At 62.8% G+C, this 19954-nt stretch carries 20 protein-coding genes; 16 read left to right on the forward strand and 4 right to left on the reverse strand.

Going from position 1 to position 19954, the window contains the following annotated elements; genetic code table 11:
• The first annotated feature begins 141 nt into the window (after positions 1–141).
• Complete coding sequence (locus tag K4A76_RS00695; protein ID WP_054912040.1) at positions 142–483, forward strand: hypothetical protein; 342 nt, start codon at positions 142–144, stop codon at positions 481–483.
• Between the two features lie 23 nt (positions 484–506).
• Here the strand turns inward: K4A76_RS00695 and K4A76_RS00700 are convergent, their stop codons facing one another.
• Positions 507–1067, reverse strand: coding sequence for a WYL domain-containing protein (locus tag K4A76_RS00700; RefSeq protein ID WP_054912039.1), 561 nt, complete (start codon positions 1065–1067; stop codon positions 507–509).
• A 207-nt stretch (positions 1068–1274) separates the two neighbouring features.
• Here K4A76_RS00700 and K4A76_RS00705 point away from each other — a divergent pair, with 207 nt between their 5' ends.
• The 9 genes from K4A76_RS00705 to K4A76_RS00745 all read left to right on the forward strand — a co-directional run bounded on the left by K4A76_RS00705 (position 1275) and on the right by K4A76_RS00745 (position 11550).
• Positions 1275–2069, forward strand: a complete 795-nt coding sequence (locus K4A76_RS00705) for a tetratricopeptide repeat protein (protein WP_110678977.1) — start codon at positions 1275–1277, stop codon at positions 2067–2069.
• Positions 2070–2279: 210 nt separating this feature from the next.
• Entirely contained in the window at positions 2280–2732 is a 453-nt protein-coding gene (locus tag K4A76_RS00710) for a MarR family winged helix-turn-helix transcriptional regulator (protein WP_182390264.1), read from the forward strand.
• The gene (locus K4A76_RS00715; protein ID WP_274411332.1) at positions 2729–4816 is read left to right on the forward strand and encodes an FUSC family protein; all 2088 of its coding nucleotides are present in this window, start codon (positions 2729–2731) and stop codon (positions 4814–4816) included. Before K4A76_RS00710 ends, K4A76_RS00715 begins: the two co-directional genes overlap by 4 nt.
• Positions 4813–5025 (forward strand): DUF1656 domain-containing protein, encoded by a 213-nt coding sequence (locus K4A76_RS00720; protein WP_009682394.1) that lies wholly within the window; start codon positions 4813–4815, stop codon positions 5023–5025. The genes K4A76_RS00715 and K4A76_RS00720 overlap by 4 nt, the downstream gene beginning before the upstream one ends.
• On the forward strand, positions 5022–5897 hold the full coding sequence (locus K4A76_RS00725) for an efflux RND transporter periplasmic adaptor subunit (RefSeq protein ID WP_274411333.1): 876 nt from the start codon (positions 5022–5024) through the stop codon (positions 5895–5897). The genes K4A76_RS00720 and K4A76_RS00725 overlap by 4 nt, the downstream gene beginning before the upstream one ends.
• A complete protein-coding gene (locus K4A76_RS00730) occupies positions 5894–7336 on the forward strand; it encodes an efflux transporter outer membrane subunit (RefSeq protein ID WP_274411334.1) in 1443 nt (480 codons plus the stop codon). Before K4A76_RS00725 ends, K4A76_RS00730 begins: the two co-directional genes overlap by 4 nt.
• 70 nt (positions 7337–7406) lie before the next feature.
• Positions 7407–8318 (forward strand): RHS repeat-associated core domain-containing protein, encoded by a 912-nt coding sequence (locus K4A76_RS00735; RefSeq protein WP_274411335.1) that lies wholly within the window; start codon positions 7407–7409, stop codon positions 8316–8318.
• Between the two features lie 456 nt (positions 8319–8774).
• Positions 8775–9026 (forward strand): DUF3077 domain-containing protein, encoded by a 252-nt coding sequence (locus K4A76_RS00740; protein WP_274411336.1) that lies wholly within the window; start codon positions 8775–8777, stop codon positions 9024–9026.
• A 580-nt stretch (positions 9027–9606) separates the two neighbouring features.
• Positions 9607–11550 carry a cytochrome c/FTR1 family iron permease gene (locus tag K4A76_RS00745; protein ID WP_274411337.1) on the forward strand — a complete coding sequence of 648 codons (1944 nt, stop codon included), beginning with the start codon at positions 9607–9609 and terminating at the stop codon, positions 11548–11550.
• A gap of 155 nt (positions 11551–11705) precedes the next feature.
• Here K4A76_RS00745 and K4A76_RS00750 read toward each other — a convergent pair whose 3' ends face one another.
• Both K4A76_RS00750 and K4A76_RS00755 read right to left on the reverse strand, forming a co-directional pair.
• Positions 11706–11951: a TIGR02647 family protein gene (locus tag K4A76_RS00750; protein WP_003255900.1), complete on the reverse strand. Its 246-nt coding sequence runs from the start codon at positions 11949–11951 to the stop codon at positions 11706–11708.
• A gap of 69 nt (positions 11952–12020) precedes the next feature.
• Positions 12021–12320, reverse strand: coding sequence for a hypothetical protein (locus tag K4A76_RS00755; protein ID WP_274411338.1), 300 nt, complete (start codon positions 12318–12320; stop codon positions 12021–12023).
• Between the two features lie 149 nt (positions 12321–12469).
• Between K4A76_RS00755 and K4A76_RS00760 the strand changes: the two genes are divergently transcribed.
• A complete protein-coding gene (locus tag K4A76_RS00760; protein ID WP_009682192.1) occupies positions 12470–13132 on the forward strand; it encodes a glutathione S-transferase in 663 nt (220 codons plus the stop codon).
• A gap of 89 nt (positions 13133–13221) precedes the next feature.
• Here the strand turns inward: K4A76_RS00760 and argH are convergent, their stop codons facing one another.
• Positions 13222–14616, reverse strand: coding sequence for an argininosuccinate lyase (gene argH, locus K4A76_RS00765; protein WP_029887272.1), 1395 nt, complete (start codon positions 14614–14616; stop codon positions 13222–13224).
• A 296-nt stretch (positions 14617–14912) separates the two neighbouring features.
• Here argH and K4A76_RS00770 point away from each other — a divergent pair, with 296 nt between their 5' ends.
• The 5 genes from K4A76_RS00770 to K4A76_RS00790 all read left to right on the forward strand — a co-directional run bounded on the left by K4A76_RS00770 (position 14913) and on the right by K4A76_RS00790 (position 19906).
• Positions 14913–15656: a LytR/AlgR family response regulator transcription factor gene (locus K4A76_RS00770; protein ID WP_054912030.1), complete on the forward strand. Its 744-nt coding sequence runs from the start codon at positions 14913–14915 to the stop codon at positions 15654–15656.
• Between the two features lie 163 nt (positions 15657–15819).
• A complete protein-coding gene (gene hemC, locus K4A76_RS00775; protein ID WP_274411339.1) occupies positions 15820–16761 on the forward strand; it encodes a hydroxymethylbilane synthase in 942 nt (313 codons plus the stop codon).
• Positions 16758–17525, forward strand: a complete 768-nt coding sequence (locus K4A76_RS00780) for a uroporphyrinogen-III synthase (protein WP_029887269.1) — start codon at positions 16758–16760, stop codon at positions 17523–17525. The genes hemC and K4A76_RS00780 overlap by 4 nt, the downstream gene beginning before the upstream one ends.
• Positions 17526–17570: 45 nt before the next feature.
• Positions 17571–18671 carry a uroporphyrinogen-III C-methyltransferase gene (locus K4A76_RS00785; protein ID WP_274411340.1) on the forward strand — a complete coding sequence of 367 codons (1101 nt, stop codon included), beginning with the start codon at positions 17571–17573 and terminating at the stop codon, positions 18669–18671.
• Complete coding sequence (locus K4A76_RS00790) at positions 18668–19906, forward strand: heme biosynthesis HemY N-terminal domain-containing protein (protein WP_274411341.1); 1239 nt, start codon at positions 18668–18670, stop codon at positions 19904–19906. Before K4A76_RS00785 ends, K4A76_RS00790 begins: the two co-directional genes overlap by 4 nt.
• Positions 19907–19954 lie beyond the last annotated feature (48 nt).

The following is a 19954-nucleotide window of genomic DNA, read 5'->3' on the forward strand; positions in this document are numbered from 1 at the left end:
CATGAACCAGGTAATGGCCGTGCCGGCTCTTTCCTGGCACCTTCCGACAGCGCATACTCAGGCGCTGGGCCTGCGTGCCTGCTGATCTTTGCCTATGCTGCTGCCTACCAACAAGGAACCAAAGTGACGAGGGACACCGCCATGTTCTACGTGCAACGCAATGCCGCCGGTGAGTTGCTGCGTGTAGAGGCAGCCGCTTTTGATGAGTTCACCGAGATGCTCCCAGCCGACCACGCCGATATTCAGGAATGGTTTGCCGATGATGTCGTGGAAAACAGCCTCAATCAGCTCAAGCAAAGTGACCTGGACATGATCCGCGTACTTGAAGACCTGATCGATGTGCTGACTGCCAAAGGGGTATTCAAGATCACTGACCTGCCGCCGGGTGCACAGGCCAAGCTGCTGAATCGCGCTACCGCGCGCAAGGCCCTCAGCAGCCTGAATAACCTGATCGACGAAGATGAGCAGGGCGGGTTGATCTAAGCCTGATTCAGCCCCGGCGCAGGCTAGCGATTCTGGTACTGCGCAGCCGCATTGCTCAAGGTTTTGCCAATCTCCTCGCGCAACCCCATCGGCTGCTCCACCACCACCCCGTCCCCCTGGCTCAACAGCCACCAGCGCAGCGGCCAGCCATCGCTGACCGTGGCTCGCAGCCGGTGCCCATGCTCCAGCGCCGTCAGCTGCATGTCGCTGCTCAGCGGCGCCTCGCGTAACTGCCGCGCCAATGCATCGCTGATCCACGCCACCAACTCCACGCCCTCCCCCTGGGCCGGTTGCAGTGCATCGCCGCGCAAGTGGCTCAACAAGTCGAAATTACCGCGCAGTTCGCCCACGGCACTGGCCGCCCAGTGCCAGCCGAACGGTATGCTCTTGTCATTGCGCTCCAGCGGAAAAATCAACGAAAGCTCATTCAGGTCGCGTTCAACGGTACGCTTGCTGACAGTGAAGCCCACGTCGCGCAGGCGCCACACCAGCTCGGCGCTGGTAATGCCCGGGGAGCGACTGGGTAGCTGACGCAGCAGCGCCCATTGGCGGCTGAGGGTGGCGCGAGTGGTGGCGAACGGCAAAAGATAACGTCCTTGTCTAGGCTTGCCGTCATAGCATGGCGGCAGGCGAGGGGCATGGCAATTGGCCACGCCCTGCTCAGATCAAGTAAGTCGCATTTGGTTGCCTGGTGCCGAATCGTTCGCGACAGGTTTTGACGTGACATCACGCAGAATCACGCCTCATCACAGCCGAAGGTTGGGGTTGTGCGTCGTTCAATGAGGATGAACATGTCTGCTGCCAGCAATATCCATTCGCTGCTTGCCCGCCTTTTGCCCGAACGGGTCATCGCCGCCCCGGCACCGGCCGGCAGGCGGCATCGGTTGTTCGCCGGGGTAGGCTTGCCCAGCCAGCGCTCGCTGCTGATCAACCGCCTGGACGAAGCCAGTGACCTGCAGGCGGTTTACGCCGACCTGCGCCGCCAGGCATTGCAAGGTAGCGTAGCGGCACTCAACGACCTGGGCTGGATCTGGCTCAACGGCAAGTATTGGCGCGCTGATACCGTGTTGGCCGGGCACCTGTTGCGCATGGCGGCGCTGCAGGGCAATGCTGCTGCGTGGTTCAACCTTGGGCAGCAGCATTACTTCGGCAAGGGTGTCGACCCCTCCTATGCCCAGGCGGCGGATTGCTACCGGCAGGCCTTCGAGCGCGGCATGCTGCATGCCGCGGCGGCACTGGGTGACCTGTATGAAGAAGAAGTGTGCGATGGCGAGCAGCAATGGCAGGTAGACCTGGTGCAGGCCTACCAGTGGTTCATGCGCGGGGCCGAGCGTGGCGAAGCGCGTTGCCGCTTCGAGGTGGGTTATCGCTTGATGCACGGGTTGTACGTGGAACCCGACATCAAGGCTGCATTGTACTGGCTGGAACTGGCGGCAGCCGCAGGGGTGGTACAGGCGGCCGAAGAGCTGGCGGTGCATTTCAGCAGCCGTGACAGCGTGCGCTACCTGCAGTGGCGCGACCGCGCCTTGCAGATGGGCAGCACACTCGCCCTGACCATGAAGCTGGAAGACCAGATACACCCCTGATTCCCCCGCTCGCACAGGCGACCACAGGCTGCAATATGTTTGCAATACCTGTGGGAGCCGGCTTGCCGGCGATAGCGCCAGCACAGGCAATACACCCTCCAGCATGCACAACCATTCACCCATACCCCTCGTCACCCGCTGTTGACGACAGGGGGAGGTACGAGCGTATATTGATAGTTAGCAAACTATGAATATACCTGGATACTGTTCATGTCCCTTGATCTTCTGCGCCTGCAGGTCAGCAGTGGCATGGTAGTTGCGGCTCGCCATTGGCGGCGCATCTGCCATTGCGCGTTGACCGGTTACGGTATCTCCGAGGCCTGCGCTGCGCCGCTGCTGATGATCGTGCGCCTCGGCGACGGTGTGCATCAGGTGGCGGTGGCCCAGGCAGCCGGCCTGGAAAGCCCGTCACTGGTACGCCTGCTCGACCAACTGTGTAAGGCTGGCCTGGTCTGCCGCAGTGAAGACCCCCTCGACCGTCGCGCCAAGGCCCTGAGCCTCACCGCTGAAGGCCGCCGCTTGGCCGAAGCCATCGAAGCCGAACTGGTGCGCGTGCGCAGGGATGTGCTGCAAGGCATCGATCAGGCTGACCTGGAAGCCGCCTTGCGCGTGCTGCGCGCCTTCGAGGCTGCCGGCCTGGGCGGTGCAGGCGGGGTGGCATGAACGGCTTCTTCAGCTCGGTCCCCCCGGCGCGGGACTGGTTCTACGGTGTGCGCACCTTCGCGGCCTCGATGATCGCCCTGTACATTGCCCTGCTCATGCAGTTGCCGCGGCCCTACTGGGCCATGGCCACGGTGTACATCGTTTCCAGCCCCTTCGTTGGCCCAACCAGCTCCAAGGCGCTGTACCGTGCCGTGGGCACCTTGCTCGGTGCCGGGGGGGCGGTTCTTCTGGTGCCACCGCTGGTACAGTCGCCGTTGCTGCTGAGCATTGCCATCGCCCTGTGGACCGGCACCCTGCTGTTCCTTTCGCTGAACCTGCGCACGGCCAACAACTACATGCTGATGCTGGCCGGCTATACCTTGCCGATGATCGCACTGGCGGTTGTGGATAACCCCCTGGCGGTGTTTGACGTCGCGTCTTCCCGCGCCCAGGAAATCTGCCTGGGCATCGTCTGCGCAGCCGTCGTTGGCGCCATTTTCTGGCCTCGTCGGCTGGCCCCAGTGGTGGTCGGCGCCACCGGCAACTGGTTTACCGAGGCCCTTAACTACAGCGATACCTACCTGGCCCGCGCTGGCAGCACCGACAAGGTCGGCGGCATGCGCGGGGCGATGGTCACCACCTTCAACTCGCTGGAGCTGATGATCGGCCAGCTCGGCCACGAAGGGGCTGGACCGCACACCCTGAAAAACGCCCGTGAGCTGCGTGGGCGGATGATTCACCTGCTGCCGGTCATCGATGCGCTCGATGATGCGCTGGTTGCACTGGAGGGCCGCGCCCCGGCCCAGTTCGCCCAGTTGCAGCCTGTGCTCGCCAGCGCTCGCGAATGGCTGCAAGGGACTGCCGCCAGCGCTTCTGTCGCCCGCTGGGCTGCGCTGCACCAGCAGATCGAGCGCCTGCAGCCCGCTGCCGCCATGCTCGACCAGCGCGCCGAGCTGCTGTTATCCAACGCCCTGTACCGGCTGACCGAATGGGCCGACCTGTGGCAGGACTGCTGCACCTTGCAACATGCCCTGCGCACCGACGATGCCACGCCCTGGCGGGCCGTGTACCGGCACTGGCGCCTGGGCCGCCTGACACCGTTCTTCGACCGTGGCCTGATGCTGTACTCGGTGGCCACCACGGTGCTGGCGATCATCGTCGCTTGTGGCCTGTGGATTGGCCTGGGCTGGAACGACGGCGCCAGCGCGGTAATTCTCGCGGCCGTGTCGTGCAGTTTCTTCGCGGCCATGGACGACCCGGCACCGCAGATCTACCGGTTCTTCTTCTGGACCTTGCTGTCGGTGATCTTCTCCAGCCTGTACCTGTTCCTGGTGCTGCCCAACCTGCACGACTTCCCGATGCTGGTGCTGGCCTTTGCCGTGCCGTTCATCTGCGTCGGCACCCTGACCGTGCAACCGCGTTTTTACCTGGGCACGTTGCTGACCATCGTCAACACCTCGACTTTCATCAGCATCCAGGGCGCCTATGATGCCGACTTCTTCACCTTCCTGAATTCCAACCTGGCCGGCCCTGTCGGCCTGCTGTTCGCCTTCATCTGGACGTTGGTCATGCGCCCCTTTGGGGTAGAGCTGGCTGCCAAGCGCATGACCCGCTTCGCCTGGCGCGACATTGTCGAAATGACCGAGCCGGCGACCCTGGCCGAACACCGCAAGCTTGGCGTACAGATGCTAGACCGCCTGATGCAGCACCTGCCGCGCCTTTCGCAAACGGGCCAGGACAGCGGTGTAGCGCTGCGTGACCTGCGTGTGGGGTTGAACCTGCTCGACTTGCTGGCCTATCTGCCGCGCGCTGGTCAGCAAGCCCGTGACCGCCTCAACACCGTGGTTACCGAGGTGGGTGCGCACTACGCCGCCTGCCTGCATGCTGGCCAGCGGCTGCACGCGCCGGCCGCGCTGCTGCGCAACATGGAGCGGGCGCGGCTGGCACTGAACCTGGATGAACTGTACGAGCGTGGCGATGCCCGCACCCATCTGCTGCATGCGCTGAGCGGCCTGCGCCTTGCCCTGCTGCCAGGTGTGGAGGTGATGCTCGAACCCGCCGAACAACTGCAACTGCCTGCCGGCCTCGACGGAGCGCCCCTGTGATTGGTGAACTGGATATCAGCGGGGTGTTCCTACCCACGCTGTTGGTGATGATGCTTGGCACCTACCTGCTGTTCCTTGGGTTGCACGCGGTGCTGGTGCGCATGCATTTCTACCGCCTGGTCTGGCACCGGGCGTTGTTCAACGTTGCCCTGTATGCCGTGCTGCTTGGCGCGGTGGACCACTTTTGCCGAAACCTGATGCTGCCATGAAAAAACCTTTGCTGACCCTGGGCCGTGTGGTCCTGACCTTGCTGGTAGTGACGTTCGCCGCCGTGCTCGTATGGCAGATGGTCGTCTACTACATGTTTGCGCCCTGGACGCGCGACGGCCATATCCGCGCCGACGTGATCCAGATCGCCCCCGATGTGTCGGGCTTGATTCAGAAAGTCGAGGTGCACGACAACCAGACCGTCAAGCGCGGCGACGTGCTGTTCACCATCGACCAGGACCGCTTCACCCTGGCCCTGCGCCAGGCCAAGGCCACCCTCGGCGAGCGCCAGGAAACCCTGGCCCAGGCCTCCCGCGAAGCGCAGCGCAACCGCAAGCTGGGCAACCTGGTGGCGGCCGAGCAACTGGAGGAAAGCCAGTCCCGCGTGGCCCGCGCCCGCTCGGCCGTCAGCGAGGCACAGGTGGCGGTCGATACCGCCCAGCTCAACCTCGACCGCTCGGTGGTACGCAGCCCGGTAGATGGCTACCTGAACGACCGTGCGCCGCGTAACCACGAATTCGTCACCGCCGGCCGCCCGGTGCTGTCGGTGGTCGACAGTGCCTCGTACCACGTCGACGGCTACTTCGAAGAAACCAAGCTTGGCGGCATCCATATCGGCGATGCCGTGGATATCCGCGTGATGGGCGACAACACCCGCCTGCGCGGCCATGTGCAGAGCTTTGCCGCCGGTATCGAAGACCGCGACCGCAGCAGCGGCGCCAACCTGCTGCCAAACATCAACCCGGCGTTCAGCTGGGTGCGCCTGGCCCAGCGTATTCCGGTGCGCATCGCGTTTGACGAAGTGCCAGAGGACTTCCGCATGATCGCCGGGCGTACCGCCACGGTGTCGATCATCGAGGGCCAGCACCCATGAAACAGCTCATCCTGGCTGGCCTGTGCCTGTCGCTGGGGGCCTGCATGATGGTCGGCCCCGACTATGAGGTGCCGAAGGACGCGGCGATGCAACGCAGCGACCTCAATGGCCCGCTGCGCCAGGATGCCGACAGCGTGGTTTCGGCGCCGGTGCCCGAGGACTGGTGGCAGCTGTATCAGGATCAACGGCTGAACGAGCTGGTGCGCCAGGCCCTGAGTGCCAATACCGAGCTGCGCGTAGCCGCGGCCAACATCGCCAAGGCCCGCGCCCAGGTCGAAGTGGCCGAGTCGCAAGGTGGCTTCAACGGCGGCGTCAAACTGGGTGCCCAGCGCTTGCAGGAGTCTGGCGAAGCTTTCCTGCAGCCTGAGAAGGTGCCGGTGGCCAACATTGGCGAGGCCATCATCAGCGCTTCGTATCAGTTCGACCTGTGGGGCACGTTCAAGCGTGGCACCGAGGCTGCAAAGGCCAATGCAGACGCGGTGCAGGCTGCTGCCGATACCGCCCGCATCACCTTGGTGGCCGACGTGGTCAAGGCGTATACCCAAGTGTGCTCGGCCAACGAGGAATACCACATCGCCCGCCAGTCGCTCGACTTGCAGGAGCAAAGCGTAAAGCTTAACCAGCGCTTGCGTGATGCAGGTCGTGGCGATGAAACCCAGGTCACCCGCTCGCAGACCCAGTTCAAGTCCTTGCGCGCCGAACTGCCGCGCTTCAAGGCCGAGCGTGAAACCGGCCTGTACACCTTGGCTGCGTTATTGGCCAAACCGGTAGACCAGTTGCCCGCCGGCACCGCCGATTGTGCCGAGCTGCCGCACCTGAACCAGTTGGTGCCGGTGGGTGACGGTGCTGCGTTGCTCAAACGCCGCCCCGACGTACGCCAGGCCGAACGCCAGCTGGCCGCAGCAACTGCCTCTATCGGGGTTGCTACCGGCGCGCTGTACCCGGACATCAGCATCGGTGCCCAGGTGGGCACGATTGGTATTCTGGAAAACCTTGGAGAGCCGTCGACCAACCGCTGGGGTTTCGGCCCGCAGATCAGCTGGAGCATCCCCACCAACGGCACACGCGCCCGCATTCGCATGGCTGAAGCCTCTACGCAAGCAGCCTTGGCGAATTTCGACGGCGTGGTACTGAACGCCATCCGCGAGACCCAGACTCGCCTGGCGCAGTACAGTGCCCTGCTGGACCGGCGTGATGCGCTGGCCGAGGCAGAGAAGTCGGCCAAGGATGCGGCTGACCAGACGCACCGGTACTACCAGGCCGGGCGTGAGTCGTTCCTGGCGGACTTGCAGGCAACGCGGACATATACCGATATGCGTGCGCAGCTGGCTGCGGCGAAAAGCCAGGTGACATTGGGGCAGATTGGGGTGTTTCTGGCGTTGGGTGGAGGGTGGAAAGAGGCGGGTAAGCCGTCACTGCAGTTGCATGAAAAACTGTAATTTTTGCTAGTAGACGCTCGGCGCGTGCCGCCATAGGATTTGATGAAACAAAGGATTTTTTGCCGGCACTATGAATATCTATTGGAATTACCTGCCTGCCGCTGTGGTGAGTTATTCACCCTATGGATACGCACCGTCTAAAAGTTTTAATACTGTGCTCGGATTCAATGGGGAGCATCGAAGTGACCGTTCAGGGCTCTACATTCTTGGTAGAGGCGTTCGTTCATTCTCCCCCAGTTTGATGCGTTTTTTGAGCCCTGATCCCTACTCCCCATTTTCAATAGGTGGATTGAATTTTTATGCCTATTGTGCCGGTGATCCAGTTAATCGCATAGACCCAAGTGGCTACTCGTTTACCCCCGCCATGACACAGAAAATTCATCGCTGGCGAATTAGCGCGCAGCTTAATGTAGTGTATCGTAATGCGCCTGGCGCTAAGCAGTCCTTAGATACACGCGCTGCTGGGCTAGCGGAGCGTTATAGGGGAACCTTGATAACCGCTTCGATCAAGCAAAACCGATCAAGAGTTATCGATAATATACAGAGGATGACTGTGCGTCACCCTCGCGTGCTAGGCGACATCGTTCGTAATTCCATAGTTCTTCCACCCGATAATTTACTTGGGGCAGCCAGAGAGTTTGCGAGGCTTTTTAAAACTAAGCCCCAAGTTTTCAACGGTACAGATGCGGGTTTTCATGGAGTCCGTGTCCGCTCTAAACTCAATGCAGGGATACATGGTGAAACACAATTTCTCACCAAGCAGCAAGCGTTTGCGATGTTCTCAGAGGATGTCGCGCGCCCCGCGATAGGGAATGACCTCTATGATACTTGGTCGTCCAAAGCTAGCGCGCAGGGTTTCTCTCCCGGCCAATCCCATGAACTCTATGAAATCTTTCGGAACAGCGAAAATGCCCAAAGCATCAGGCAAGAGGCGTTAGCGAAGAGCAGGAAGTATTGGTCATTTATCGGCTCATTGAATTAGCTGTTAGGTGGTCAGGCCCAACCTTATCCGCTCGCGTCCGTAAGACATTTCCGAACTTGAAACCAAATGCTTCAGTTTGGATGCTCTGTCGAATTATCCTACAGCACCTGTCGGAAGGTGCTGTCTCGGCTGGGAGGTGTTCCCGGACTACTGTCGTGGGGTCGCCTCGAAAGGCGATCGGGCGTGAGACACCCGGTTTTCATTCGGTAGCACCGCTTTGTGGCGGTCGTGTGCGGACAGGCTTCGGCCTGGCCGGGGTTACCGTATGTCCCGGGTCTCACACCGTGCACGACTGCCAGCCAACTTCGTGAGACAAGGAGGAGAGCAGTTCAATCCACAACCCTCCTGGCGATATGCGCAATGCCATGGGCATGAATATTCGATTGCTCTGCCGTCTGATCAACGCCGTGTGTGAACACACACACATGCGACCCACCGAGATCAGGGAGTGGCGACATGAGCAATGATCCGAGAGATTCTGCAACCGCAGGGGTGGAAACCTTCGACCTGTTCCGCCTGCAGCCCAACGTGCCGTTCAGCCATGCCTTTTCGCAGCTATCGGTATTGCTCGGCTGTATCCGCCACCTGACCACCGAAGCGGAAATGGAAAACGACCGTATTGCTGGCAGTGCAGCGCGGATACTCAGTGAGATGGCCAAGGCGCTGATTGATGATATTGAGCTCGGGCTGAAAAAGGTTCTTCAATAGCTTTCAGGCACCTGGGGCCGCTGTGCAGCCCATCGCAGGCAAGCCCGCACCGGGATCGCATCAGGGCTGACAGGTGTTTGCCACAATCCTACGTTTGTTTCGGGCCAGTGAGGCCTGGGGGAGGCGCGCGCGATCGCCTGGTTCATACGACGCGATATCAAGCTCAAGGCATTCGCGCGCAAATCCCACAGGAATAATTGGCCCGAAACGTAGGAGCGGGTTCACCCGCGAAGGGGCCGGGCCTGCTGGCCAATATCTTCTGGGTATTCACCGTTGCAGCCACCACCGTATTCGTGGCTAAAGCCACTCCTACATTGATCGGCGGTGGGCACATATCCGCGATAGCGGTAGCTCTACCCTGCCCGACGAGCGAGAGCAGCTGGCGATGCGCCGCGCGGGCGGCGCTCGACCTCACAGGCGCTGAAGATGCAGTGACGAGCACCTGGCAACCCTGATGTCATTGCCAGGAAACACAGAATTTCCCCATACGTACCGTGCTCTCCCGCTTCGTCTTATTTGTACCAAGATTTTTCATGAAATCCGCCCAGCACCCTTGAGTGAAGCAAAGTGGAAGTGAACAATGTTCTCTTTCGCATTCCCTTCGAGACTGGCCATGAAAACCCGTTCCCGTCCGCTTGCCTGGCTGCCGGCTTTATTGCTCGGCACGGTGCTGGCGCTGTGCAGCGCTGCGGCACAGGCTGAAGCACCTGCCGAGGCTACCAAGGCGCTGCACCTGCTTGACTACATTGGTGCCGACTACCCGCCAACCGTGAGTGACGGCAAGGTGGTCGACAGCGGCGAATACGACGAGCAGCGCGAGTTCGGCGCGGTACTGGCCGAACTGGTCAAAGGCCTGCCTGCAAATGCCGAGCACGCGGCACTGGCGCAGGGCGTGCAAGCGCTGCGCCAGGCCATCGACCAGCGTCTGGACGGCCCAGCGGTATCCAGGCAGGCCCGGCAACTGGGCGCACGCCTTGCGGTGGCTTATGAGGTGAGCCAAGCCCCGATAATCACCCCGGACCCGGCCCGTGGTGCTGCCCTGTACGCACAAAACTGTGCCATCTGCCACGGTGAAAGCGGCGCGGGCGATGGCCCGGCAGGCGTCGGCCTGGAGCCCGCGCCAGCCAACCTGCGCGACGTCGCGCGCCTTGACCAGTTGAGCCTGTTCGACCTCTACAACACCCTTGCCCTGGGCATCGACGGCACCGAGATGCCGTCCTTTGCCGACCAGCTGGACGACCGCCAGCGCTGGGACGTGGCGGCCTACATCGCCAGCTTCACCGCCAAGCCGGAAGCCGGCAAAGGCGACAAAACCTGGAACATCGCCGACCTGGCCCGCCAGACCCCAGCCGAAATCGCCGCCAACGAAGGTACCGCGGCCGTGGAAGCATTCCGCGCCCAGCGTGCCCAGCCGCCGCAGGTCAAGCGTGGCCCTGCGCAATTGCTCGAATACACCGCCAGTACGCTCGACAAAAGCCTGGCCGCGTACCGCGCAGGCGACCGCGACCAGGCTTATGACCTGTCGGTTGCGGCCTATCTTGAGGGCTTCGAGCTGGTAGAAAGCTCCCTGGACAACATCGATACCCAGGCGCGCAAGGCCACTGAAAAGACGCTGATGGCTTACCGCCAATCCTTGCAGGATGGCCTGCCCGTGGCCCAAGTCGAGCAGCGCCTGGGCGAAGCCAAGGTCAAGCTTGAGCAAGCGGCAAAGCTGCTGGGTAGCAATGGCCTGAGTTGGTCGCTGAGTTATATCTCAGGCCTGCTGATTCTGTTGCGTGAAGGCCTTGAGGCGATTCTGGTGCTGGCGGCGATCCTGGCGTTCCTGCGCAACACCGGCCAGCAGTCAGCGGTACGCAGTGTCAACATCGGCTGGGGCCTGGCGCTGGTCGCTGGCTTCGCTACCTGGGCGCTGGCGGCCTATGTGATCAATGTCGGCGGTGCCCAGCGTGAGTTGCTGGAGGGTTGCACGGCGCTGTTTGCGGCCGTGATGGTGCTGTGGCTTGGGGTATGGATGCACGACCGACGCCACGCCGCTGCGTGGACGGACTACATCAAGAACAGCCTGGTCAGCGGTGGCGGGCGCTTTGGCTTCGCGGTGCTGGCGTTCTTCTCGGTGTACCGCGAGTTGTTCGAAGTGATCCTGTTCTATGAAACCTTGTGGCTGCAGGCGGGCCCTGCCGGGCACCAGGCGGTGCTGGCAGGCGGCGCCACGGCGCTGGTGCTGCTGGTGGGCCTGGCTTGGGTGATATTGCGCGGTTCGGCCAAGCTGCCCCTGACGCTGTTCTTCAGCATCAATGCGGCACTGCTGTGCACGTTGTCAGTGGTGTTCGCCGGGCACGGCGTGAAGGCGCTGCAAGAAGCCGGGGTGCTGGGCACGCGCCCGGTAGCGTTCTTCGAGTTCGACTGGTTGGGGATACATGCCGACGCCTACTCGCTGTCGGCGCAGGCGGTGGCCTTGCTGGCGATCATCTTGCTGTACGGGCGCTCGCGCCTGGCAGAGAAGCGCAGGGCAACTGCTAACTAAAACCTTGCGCCGTCCCCCTGTAGGAGCGGCCTTGTGTCGCGATCGGGCCGCAAAGCGGCCCCAGGATTTCGGCAGCGCTGCACAAATTGTCGGGGCCGCTCTGCGGCCCGACCGCGACACAAGGCCGCTCCTACACACTTGACCGCGAAGGGCACTCAGGCCGGCTGTGGCGCCTTGAGAATGTTCTGCAGCAACTGCACACTTTCAACCGCGTCATGACCCAGGCTGGTCAGGTAGCCGCCATCCGGTTGATCGGTCAGCCCCTTTTCATGCAGGCGCTGCGCAGCGGCGATCAGGGCGGGGGATGCAGTGCTGGTTATCTTGATGCCTTCCTGGCTGCTGTCGTGCTTGAACAGCGCGAGTACTTCCATTTCATCAATAAGATCGGGGGTAAAAGGCATGGTAACTCCTGACTTCCAGACAAGGATTACGGCACTTTCTACGGTGCCTGATCTTCGAGTGTAGCCGGGTTATTCGTCCTCGCCTTGATCCATCTCAGGTGGCAGCTGGGGCAGCGCACGCAGGGCTTTTTCGTACCACTCGCCGTTGAACGCGCGGTCTTCTGCCAGCATGTTGTCAATCTCGTAGGCCAGCACATGGGCCATCACGTTGAGAATGTCTTCACGTTCCCAACCAACCAGGGTCAGCTTGTTGAAAGTGGCCTTGGCCGCCGGCGGCTCGCCGCTTTCGATCTGGTTCTCGATGGCTTGGGTCAGCGTTGCCTCGGCGAAGGCTTCGTCGTCATTGTCGATGTCGGTGGGCTCGCTCATTGGCGGTACTCCTGTGGTGGGATGCACAGTGTGCCACGCCTGTAGCGGCAATGCCCGGTCATAGACGAGGTGCATGACGCTGGTCAGGAACAGGCTTACGGTCTATAAAAGCCGAGCCAAACCCCTTACGGCCCGGAGGCTGTTACCTCATGCTCAAGCTTCATGGATTCTCGGTCAGCAACTACTACAACATGGTCAAGCTGGCGCTGCTGGAAAAAGGCCTGCCTTTCGAAGAGGTCACCTTTTACGGCGGCCAGGCGCCAAAGGCGCTGGAAGTGAGCCCGCGGGGCAAGGTGCCGGTGCTGGAAACCGAACACGGTTTTCTCAGCGAAACCAGCGTGATCCTCGACTACATCGAGCAGACTCAGGGCGGCAAGGCGCTGCTGCCGGCCGACCCGTTCCAGCAGGCCAAGGTACGCGAGTTGCTCAAGGAAATTGAACTGTACATCGAGCTGCCAGCCCGTACCTGCTACGCCGAGTCCTTCTTTGGCATGGCGGTAGAGCCACTGGTCAAGGATAAGGCACGTACCGACCTGCTGGCCGGCTTCGCCACGCTCAAGCGTAACGGGCGCTTTGCGCCGTATGTAGCGGGTGAGCAACTGACGCTGGCAGACCTGATGTTCTGCTTCTCGGTCGATCTGGCTTATGCGGTGGGTAAGAAGGTGCTGAACATCGACCTGCTGGCGGACTTTCCGCAAGCCAAGGCGTTGCTCCAGCTGATGGGTGAGAACCCGCACATGGCGCGGATCGTGGCAGACAAGGAGGCAGCGATGCCGGCCTTCATGGAGATGATTCGCAGCGGTAAGCGCTGAGCCTGGTGTTGAGCCCTTCGTGGGCACGCCCGCTCCCACTTTGGGAGCGGGCGGGCCCGCGAACGAGGGCGAAGCCCTCGCCTTGAGGCTTAGCGAGACGCCAACAGGGCTTTGCCACGAACAACGGCAGCCCGCACCTGCGCCGGCGCCGTACCACCAATATGGTCACGCGCATTCACCGACCCTTCCAGGGTCAGTACGGCAAACACATCCTGCTCGATCTGGTCGCTGAACTGGCGCAGTTCGTCCAGGCTCATCTCGGCCAGGTCCTTGCCGGTATCCACCCCATACTTCACCGCATGGCCAACGATTTCGTGGCAGTCGCGGAACGGCAGGCCACGGCGTACCAGGTAGTCGGCCAGGTCGGTAGCCGTAGAGAAGCCACGCAGCGCCGCTTCACGCATGATGGCGTGCTTGGGCTTGATCGCCGGGATCATGTCGGCAAAGGCACGCAGCGAGTCGCGCAGGGTATCGGCAGCGTCGAACAGCGGCTCCTTGTCTTCCTGGTTGTCCTTGTTGTAGGCCAGCGGCTGGCCTTTCATCAGGGTCAGCAGGCCGGTCAAGGCGCCGAACACGCGGCCGGTCTTGCCACGTACCAGCTCTGGCACGTCGGGGTTCTTTTTCTGCGGCATGATCGAGCTGCCGGTGCAGAAGCGGTCCGGCAGGTCGATGAACTGGAACTGCGCGCTGGTCCACAGCACCAGCTCTTCGGAGAAGCGCGAAAGGTGCATCATCGCCACGCTGGCTGCAGCGCAGAACTCGATGGCGAAGTCACGGTCCGAAACGCCGTCCAGCGAGTTGCCGCCCACGGCCTCGAAGCCCAGCAGCTTGCAGGTCAGTTCGCGGTCGATCGGGTAGGTGGTACCGGCCAGTGCGGCGCTGCCCAGCGGCATGCGGTTGGTGCGCTTGCGGCAATCGACCAGGCGCTCGTAGTCGCGGCTGAGCATTTCGAACCAGGCCAGCAGGTGGTGGCCGAAAGTGACCGGCTGCGCGGTCTGCAGGTGGGTGAAGCCCGGCATGATGGTTTCGGCTTCGCGCTCGGCCTGCTCCAGCAGGCCCTGCTGCAGGCGGGTGATTTCGGCCAGGATCAGGTCTATTTCATCGCGCAGCCACAGGCGGATATCGGTTGCCACCTGGTCGTTGCGGCTACGGCCGGTGTGCAGCTTCTTGCCGGTGATGCCAATGCGGTCGGTCAGGCGTGCCTCGATGTTCATGTGCACGTCTTCAAGGTCGACGCGCCAGTCGAAGTTGCCGGCCTCGATCTCGGCCTGGATGGTTTTCAAACCATCGATGATGGTGTCGCGCTCGGCATCGCTGAGCACGCCGACTTGCGCCAGCATGGTGGCATGGGCGATCGAACCCATGATGTCGTGGCGGTACAGGCGCTTGTCGAAATCGACCGAGGCGGTGAAGCGGGCGACGAAGGCGTCGACGGGCTCACTGAAGCGGCCGCCCCAGGACTGATTGGTCTTGTCGGTGCTCATGGATTCACTCATTGCAGGCGTGAACGAAAAAGTGGCGCCGATAATAACAGGGTTGAGACGGCTGCCGCAGGGCGCCGGTCGACAGAAATGCCCGGAAAATGGCAGTGAATGATTTGAAGGAATGAACGGCAGTGTTCCACGGACCGTCTACAGTTGGACAGAAGACTGGCAGTGAATCTGCCGGCCGAGTGAATCTTTGGCCATCGCACCGGTCTAGAGCGTGACCGCAGTGTCGCTCGAACCACACCTGTCTACGCTATACCTGTGCGAGACTCATTCAGGAATCCAGCGCAATTATGAATGTCCTGATCGTTGATGACGAACCCCAAGGCCGTGACCGCCTTAGCCGGCTGCTCGGCGAACTGGAGGGTTACACCGTGTTGGAGCCCAGCGCTACCAACGGGGAAGAGGCCCTGACCCTGATCGACAGCCTCAAGCCCGACGTGGTGCTGCTGGACATCGCCATGCCAGGCCTGGACGGCTTGCAGGTCGCGGCCCGCCTGTGCGAGCGCGAGGCGCCGCCGGCGGTGGTGTTTTGCACCGGGGATGACCAATACAGTGCCGAGGCATTCAAGGACAGTACCCTCAGCCATGTCGCCAAGCCCGTTCACCCTCAAGCGCTGCGGGATGCACTGCGCAAGGCCGATAAACCCAACCGGGCGCAACTGGCGGCACTGACGCGGCCGGCCAATGAAGGCGGTGGCCCGCGCAGTCATATCAGCGCCCGCACCCGCAAAGGTATCGAGCTGATTCCGTTGGACCAGGTGGTCTACTTCATTGCCGACCACAAGTACGTGACCTTGCGCCACGAAGGTGGGGAAGTACTGCTCGACGAGCCCCTCAAGGCGCTGGAAGACGAGTTTGGCGACCGCTTTGTACGTATTCACCGCAATGCCTTGGTTGCCCGGGAACGCATCGAACGCCTTCAGCGCACGCCCCTGGGCCACTTCCAACTGTTCCTCAAAGGCCTGAACGGCGATGCCCTTACCGTAAGCCGGCGTCATGTGGCCGGTGTGCGCAAGATGATGCAGGCCCTCTGAACCGGTGCCCGCATGGCAAGGGCTGGGCCCTTGCTGGCCGGCAGGTCGGCATCACCGTCAGGGTGCAGGGCAGCCCTGAAGGGGCCCTTAGCTGATCCACATCTGCTAGCGATCCTTGCGATGCTGTTATGATCCACGGCATTTCTCTGGATCGGGGCGTTTCATGTCCACTCGCGAAATCCGCATTGCCACCCGTAAAAGCGCCTTGGCCCTGTGGCAGGCCGAATACGTCAAAGCCCGCCTCGAGCAGGCCCACCCTGGGCTGCTGGTGACCCTGGTGCCCATGGTCAGCCGCGGGGACAAGCTGCTCGACGCCCCGCTGGCAAAAATCGGTGGCAAGGGGTTGTTCGTCAAGGAGCTGGAAACCGCCCTGCTGGACAACGAAGCCGACATCGCCGTGCATTCGATGAAGGATGTGCCCATGGACTTCCCCGAGGGGTTGGGCCTGTACTGCATCTGCGAGCGTGAAGACCCGCGCGACGCCTTTGTCTCCAACCATTTTGCCAGCCTTGAAGCGCTGCCTGCCGGCAGCGTGGTCGGCACCTCCAGCCTGCGCCGCCAGGCCCAACTGCTGGCGCGTCGCCCCGACCTGCAGATCCGCTTCCTGCGCGGCAACGTCAACACCCGCCTGGCCAAGCTCGATGCCGGCGAATACGACGCCATCATCCTCGCGGCCGCCGGCCTTATCCGCCTCGGTTTCGAAGAACGTATCACCGCCACCATCAGTGTCGACGACAGCCTGCCTGCCGGTGGCCAGGGGGCGGTAGGCATCGAATGCCGTAGCGCCGACCACGCGATCCATGCCTTGCTGGCGCCGCTGCACCACCATGACACGGCTGACCGGGTGGTGGCCGAACGCGCCATGAACAAGCGCCTGAACGGCGGTTGTCAGGTGCCGATCGCTTGCTACGCGGTGCTGGAAGGCGACCAACTGTGGTTGCGCGGCCTGGTCGGCCAACCGAGTGGCGGCACCCTGTTGGTGGCCGATGCCCGGGCCCCCCGTGCAACTGCCGAGGCCCTTGGTGTAGAGGTCGCCGAACATCTGCTGGGGCAGGGTGCCGAGGCCATCCTCAAAGAGGTCTATGGCGAGGCCGGCCACCCGTGAGCCAATGGCGCCTGTTGCTGACCCGGCCTGCCGAGGACTGTGCGGCGCTGGCGCAAAGCCTGGCGGCAGCGGGGGTGGCCAGCCACTGCCTGCCGTTGCTGGAGATCGAACCCGTGCAAATCCAGGCTGGGCAGCGCGCGTTGCTGCAGGGCCTTGGTGGCTTCCAGGCGATCATCGTGGTCAGCAAGCCAGCTGCACGGCTGTTGCTTGAACAGTTGGCCAACGCCAGCCTGCAGCCGCCCGTTCAAGGCTGGTTCACCGTAGGCGAGGCCACTGCCGCAGTATTGCAGCAGGCGGGTCTGAGGGTGAGTTGCCCGCCGCGTGGCGACGACAGCGAAGCACTGCTGATGCTGCCGGCACTGCGCCAGGCGGTTGCCGTGCCAGCAGCGCGGGTATTGATCGTTCGCGGCGTTGGAGGTCGCGAACTGCTGGCAGAGCGTCTTGCAGAGCAAGGTGCTAGTGTCGATTATCTGGAACTGTATCGTCGCTGCCTGCCGGTTTACCCCGCAGGCACGCTGATGCGCCGCATCGAAGCGGAACGCCTCAATGGCCTGGTGGTCAGCAGTGGGCAGGGTTTGGAACATTTGCAGCAACTGGCTGGCGCCGATTGGCCACAGCTGGCCCGGTTGCCGTTGTTCGTGCCGAGCCCGCGGGTAGCCGGGCAGGCCAGGGCCGCTGGGGCCCAACAGGTTGTGGATTGCCGTGGCGCCAGTGCCGCGGCCTTGCTGGCAGCTGTGCAGTCTTGCACTGCACCTGCCTCTTAAGGCGCTAAGCTGAACGCGATGCGCCCCCATGCAAAGGATGGATACGTGAGCGAGACTGTCTTGTCCAATAACGATCAGCCGTCGGCGCAAACGCCGGCGGATCCCGTTACCACCCCGCCTGCCAAGCGCTCCGGCAATGGCCTTGCTGCGCTGGCCTTGCTGCTCGGCGCGGCCGGGGTGGCGGTAGGTGGCTGGGGGGCCTGGCAGGTGCGTCAACTGCAAGGCAGCGAGTTCGACCAGGGCCAGCACATCGAGGCGCTTAACCAGCGCGCCGAGGCCTTGCAACAGCGTGAGCAGCAGATCAGTGCGCAACTGGCCAGCCTGCCAGCCGCCAGCGAACTGGAAGACCGCCGGCGGCTGGTAGCGCAGTTGCAGGGCGACCAGCAGCGCCTCAGCCAGCGCCTGGAAACCGTGCTCGGCGAAAGCCGCAAGGAGTGGCGCCTGGCAGAAGCCGAGCACCTGCTGCGCCTGGCTACCCTGCGCCTGTCGGCCTTGCAGGACATCACCAGCGCCAAGGCCCTGGTCGAAGGTGCCGACGAGATCCTACGCGAGCAGAGCGACCCAGGTGCCTTTGCCGCCCGCGAGCAACTGAACCGCAGCCTGGCCAAGCTCAACAGCACCCAGCAACCAGACCGCACGGGCCTGTTCCTGAAGCTGGCTGCGCAGCGTGACTTGGTCCAGCAACTGAGCGCGCAGTCACCGGAGTTCGACAGTAATGCCGATGCCCTCGGCGCCTTGACCGCCGATGGCGACGGTGTCAGCCGCCTGTCGCAGTGGTGGGCGGAAATCTCCAAGTATTTCCAGGTTGACTTCAATGCCGACGAAAACGTGCGCCCATTGCTGGCCGGGCAGCAACTCAACCAGTTGCGCCTGGCATTGAGCCTGACCATCGAGCAGGCCCAGTGGGCGGCGCTCAATGGCGACGCGAAGGTCTATACCCAGGCGCTGGATGATGCCCGCAGCGTGCTGCTGGCCAACTTCAATGCCGACAACCCGCAAAGCAAGGCCATGCTCGACAGCCTGAATGCCTTGGCCGAGCAGCCGGTGTCGGTGGTCACCCCTGACCTCAGCGAAAGCCTGGCAGCCGTTCAGGCCTACATTCAGCGCCGCCATCTGCCGGCCGAGGCCGAGGGGGGCAAGCCATGAAGCGAGTCTACCTGCTGGCCGTACTGGCCATCGTGGTCGCTGCTGCGCTGGGTGTCGCCGTCGCCAAGCACAGCGGTTACGTACTGGTTTCCTACGGTGGTTTCCGTTATCAATCGGGGCTGTGGGCGGCGTTGGGTGGGCTGCTGGCGGTCGTTCTGGTGTTGTGGTTGCTGCGCTACCTGGTGGGGCTGTTGCTGACCTCCAGCGGCGTGGTCAACCCTTGGTCGCGGCGCAACCGTCGCCGGCGTATTCGCTTGGCAATCGAACAGGGCCAGCTCGACCTGGCCGAGGGTCGCTGGGCCAGCGCCCAGCGCCATTTGCACCGTGCCGCGGAGGCCGAGCGCCATCCCTTGCTGTACTACCTCGGTGCAGCGCATGCCGCCAACGAGCAAGGTCGCAGCCAAGACAGCGACAACTTGCTGGAGCGTGCCCTGGAGCGCCAGCCACAGGCAGAACTGGCCATTGCCCTGACCCATGCCCAACTGCAGATGGACCGGGGTGAAAGCGATGGCGCGCTGGAGACCTTGCTGGCCATGCAGGAGCGCCACCCGCACAACAGCCAGGTCCTGCGGCTGTTGCAGCGCCTGTACCTGGAGCGCGGTGATTGGTCCGCCTTGATTCGCCTGTTGCCCGACCTGCGCAAAGGCAAGGTTCTACCGGCCGCCGAGCTTGCTGCCCTCGAGCAGCGCGCCTGGGGCCAGAACCTGAGCCTGGCCACAACCCGTGGCGAGGACGCGCAAAGTGCACGGCAGGCCCTGGAGCGCGCCTGGCAGCAACTGACTGCCGCCCAGCGCCAGGAGCCGCAACTCGTGCTGGCGTACGCTGAACAGCTACGCCAGGTAGGTGCCGAGAGCGATGCCGAACAGGCATTGCGTACGGCTCTCAAGCGGAACTACGAAAGCCATCTGGCTCGCCTGTATGGCCTGGTGCGTGGCGATGACCCGGTGCGCCAGTTGCAAACCGCCGAGGGCTGGCTCAAAGACCACCCGCAAGATGCCAGCCTGTTGCTCACCCTTGGCCGCCTCAGCCTGCAGAACCGTCTGTGGGGCAAGGCGCGCGATTACCTGGAAAGCAGCCTGCGCATGGAGCGCAACCCCGAGGCCTGCGCCGAACTGGCGCGCCTGCTCGCCGGCCTGGGTGAGACGGAGCGCAGCAACCAACTGTTCCAGGAGGGCCTTGGCCTGCTCGACGAACGCCTGCTGGCGTTGCCGCTGCCAGAAGGCGTACGCGCCTGACCTACCCCATAGCCCGCGGCAAGGCGCGGGCTTTGGGGGCTGGTGATT

Origin of the sequence: Pseudomonas sp. NEEL19 (assembly GCF_028751975.1) — a bacterium.
GTDB classification, from domain to species: Bacteria; Pseudomonadota; Gammaproteobacteria; order Pseudomonadales; family Pseudomonadaceae; genus Aquipseudomonas; species Aquipseudomonas juntendi.

Excerpts from the sequence above, each read along its gene's own strand:
- K4A76_RS00745 (WP_274411337.1), top strand. The coding sequence starts at position 9,607 with ATGTTCTCTTTCGCATTCCCTTCGAGACTGGCCATGAAAACCCGTTCC.
- K4A76_RS00755 (WP_274411338.1), bottom strand. The coding sequence starts at position 12,320 with ATGAGCGAGCCCACCGACATCGACAATGACGACGAAGCCTTCGCCGAG.
- K4A76_RS00750 (WP_003255900.1), bottom strand. The coding sequence starts at position 11,951 with ATGCCTTTTACCCCCGATCTTATTGATGAAATGGAAGTACTCGCGCTG.
- K4A76_RS00715 (WP_274411332.1), top strand. The coding sequence starts at position 2,729 with ATGAACGGCTTCTTCAGCTCGGTCCCCCCGGCGCGGGACTGGTTCTAC.
- K4A76_RS00730 (WP_274411334.1), top strand. The coding sequence starts at position 5,894 with ATGAAACAGCTCATCCTGGCTGGCCTGTGCCTGTCGCTGGGGGCCTGC.
- K4A76_RS00760 (WP_009682192.1), top strand. The coding sequence starts at position 12,470 with ATGCTCAAGCTTCATGGATTCTCGGTCAGCAACTACTACAACATGGTC.
- K4A76_RS00695 (WP_054912040.1), top strand. The coding sequence starts at position 142 with ATGTTCTACGTGCAACGCAATGCCGCCGGTGAGTTGCTGCGTGTAGAG.
- K4A76_RS00710 (WP_182390264.1), top strand. The coding sequence starts at position 2,280 with ATGTCCCTTGATCTTCTGCGCCTGCAGGTCAGCAGTGGCATGGTAGTT.
- argH (WP_029887272.1), bottom strand. The coding sequence starts at position 14,616 with ATGAGCACCGACAAGACCAATCAGTCCTGGGGCGGCCGCTTCAGTGAG.
- K4A76_RS00725 (WP_274411333.1), top strand. The coding sequence starts at position 5,022 with ATGAAAAAACCTTTGCTGACCCTGGGCCGTGTGGTCCTGACCTTGCTG.
- K4A76_RS00705 (WP_110678977.1), top strand. The coding sequence starts at position 1,275 with ATGTCTGCTGCCAGCAATATCCATTCGCTGCTTGCCCGCCTTTTGCCC.
- hemC (WP_274411339.1), top strand. The coding sequence starts at position 15,820 with ATGTCCACTCGCGAAATCCGCATTGCCACCCGTAAAAGCGCCTTGGCC.
- K4A76_RS00790 (WP_274411341.1), top strand. The coding sequence starts at position 18,668 with ATGAAGCGAGTCTACCTGCTGGCCGTACTGGCCATCGTGGTCGCTGCT.
- K4A76_RS00740 (WP_274411336.1), top strand. The coding sequence starts at position 8,775 with ATGAGCAATGATCCGAGAGATTCTGCAACCGCAGGGGTGGAAACCTTC.
- K4A76_RS00735 (WP_274411335.1), top strand. The coding sequence starts at position 7,407 with ATGAATATCTATTGGAATTACCTGCCTGCCGCTGTGGTGAGTTATTCA.
- K4A76_RS00770 (WP_054912030.1), top strand. The coding sequence starts at position 14,913 with ATGAATGTCCTGATCGTTGATGACGAACCCCAAGGCCGTGACCGCCTT.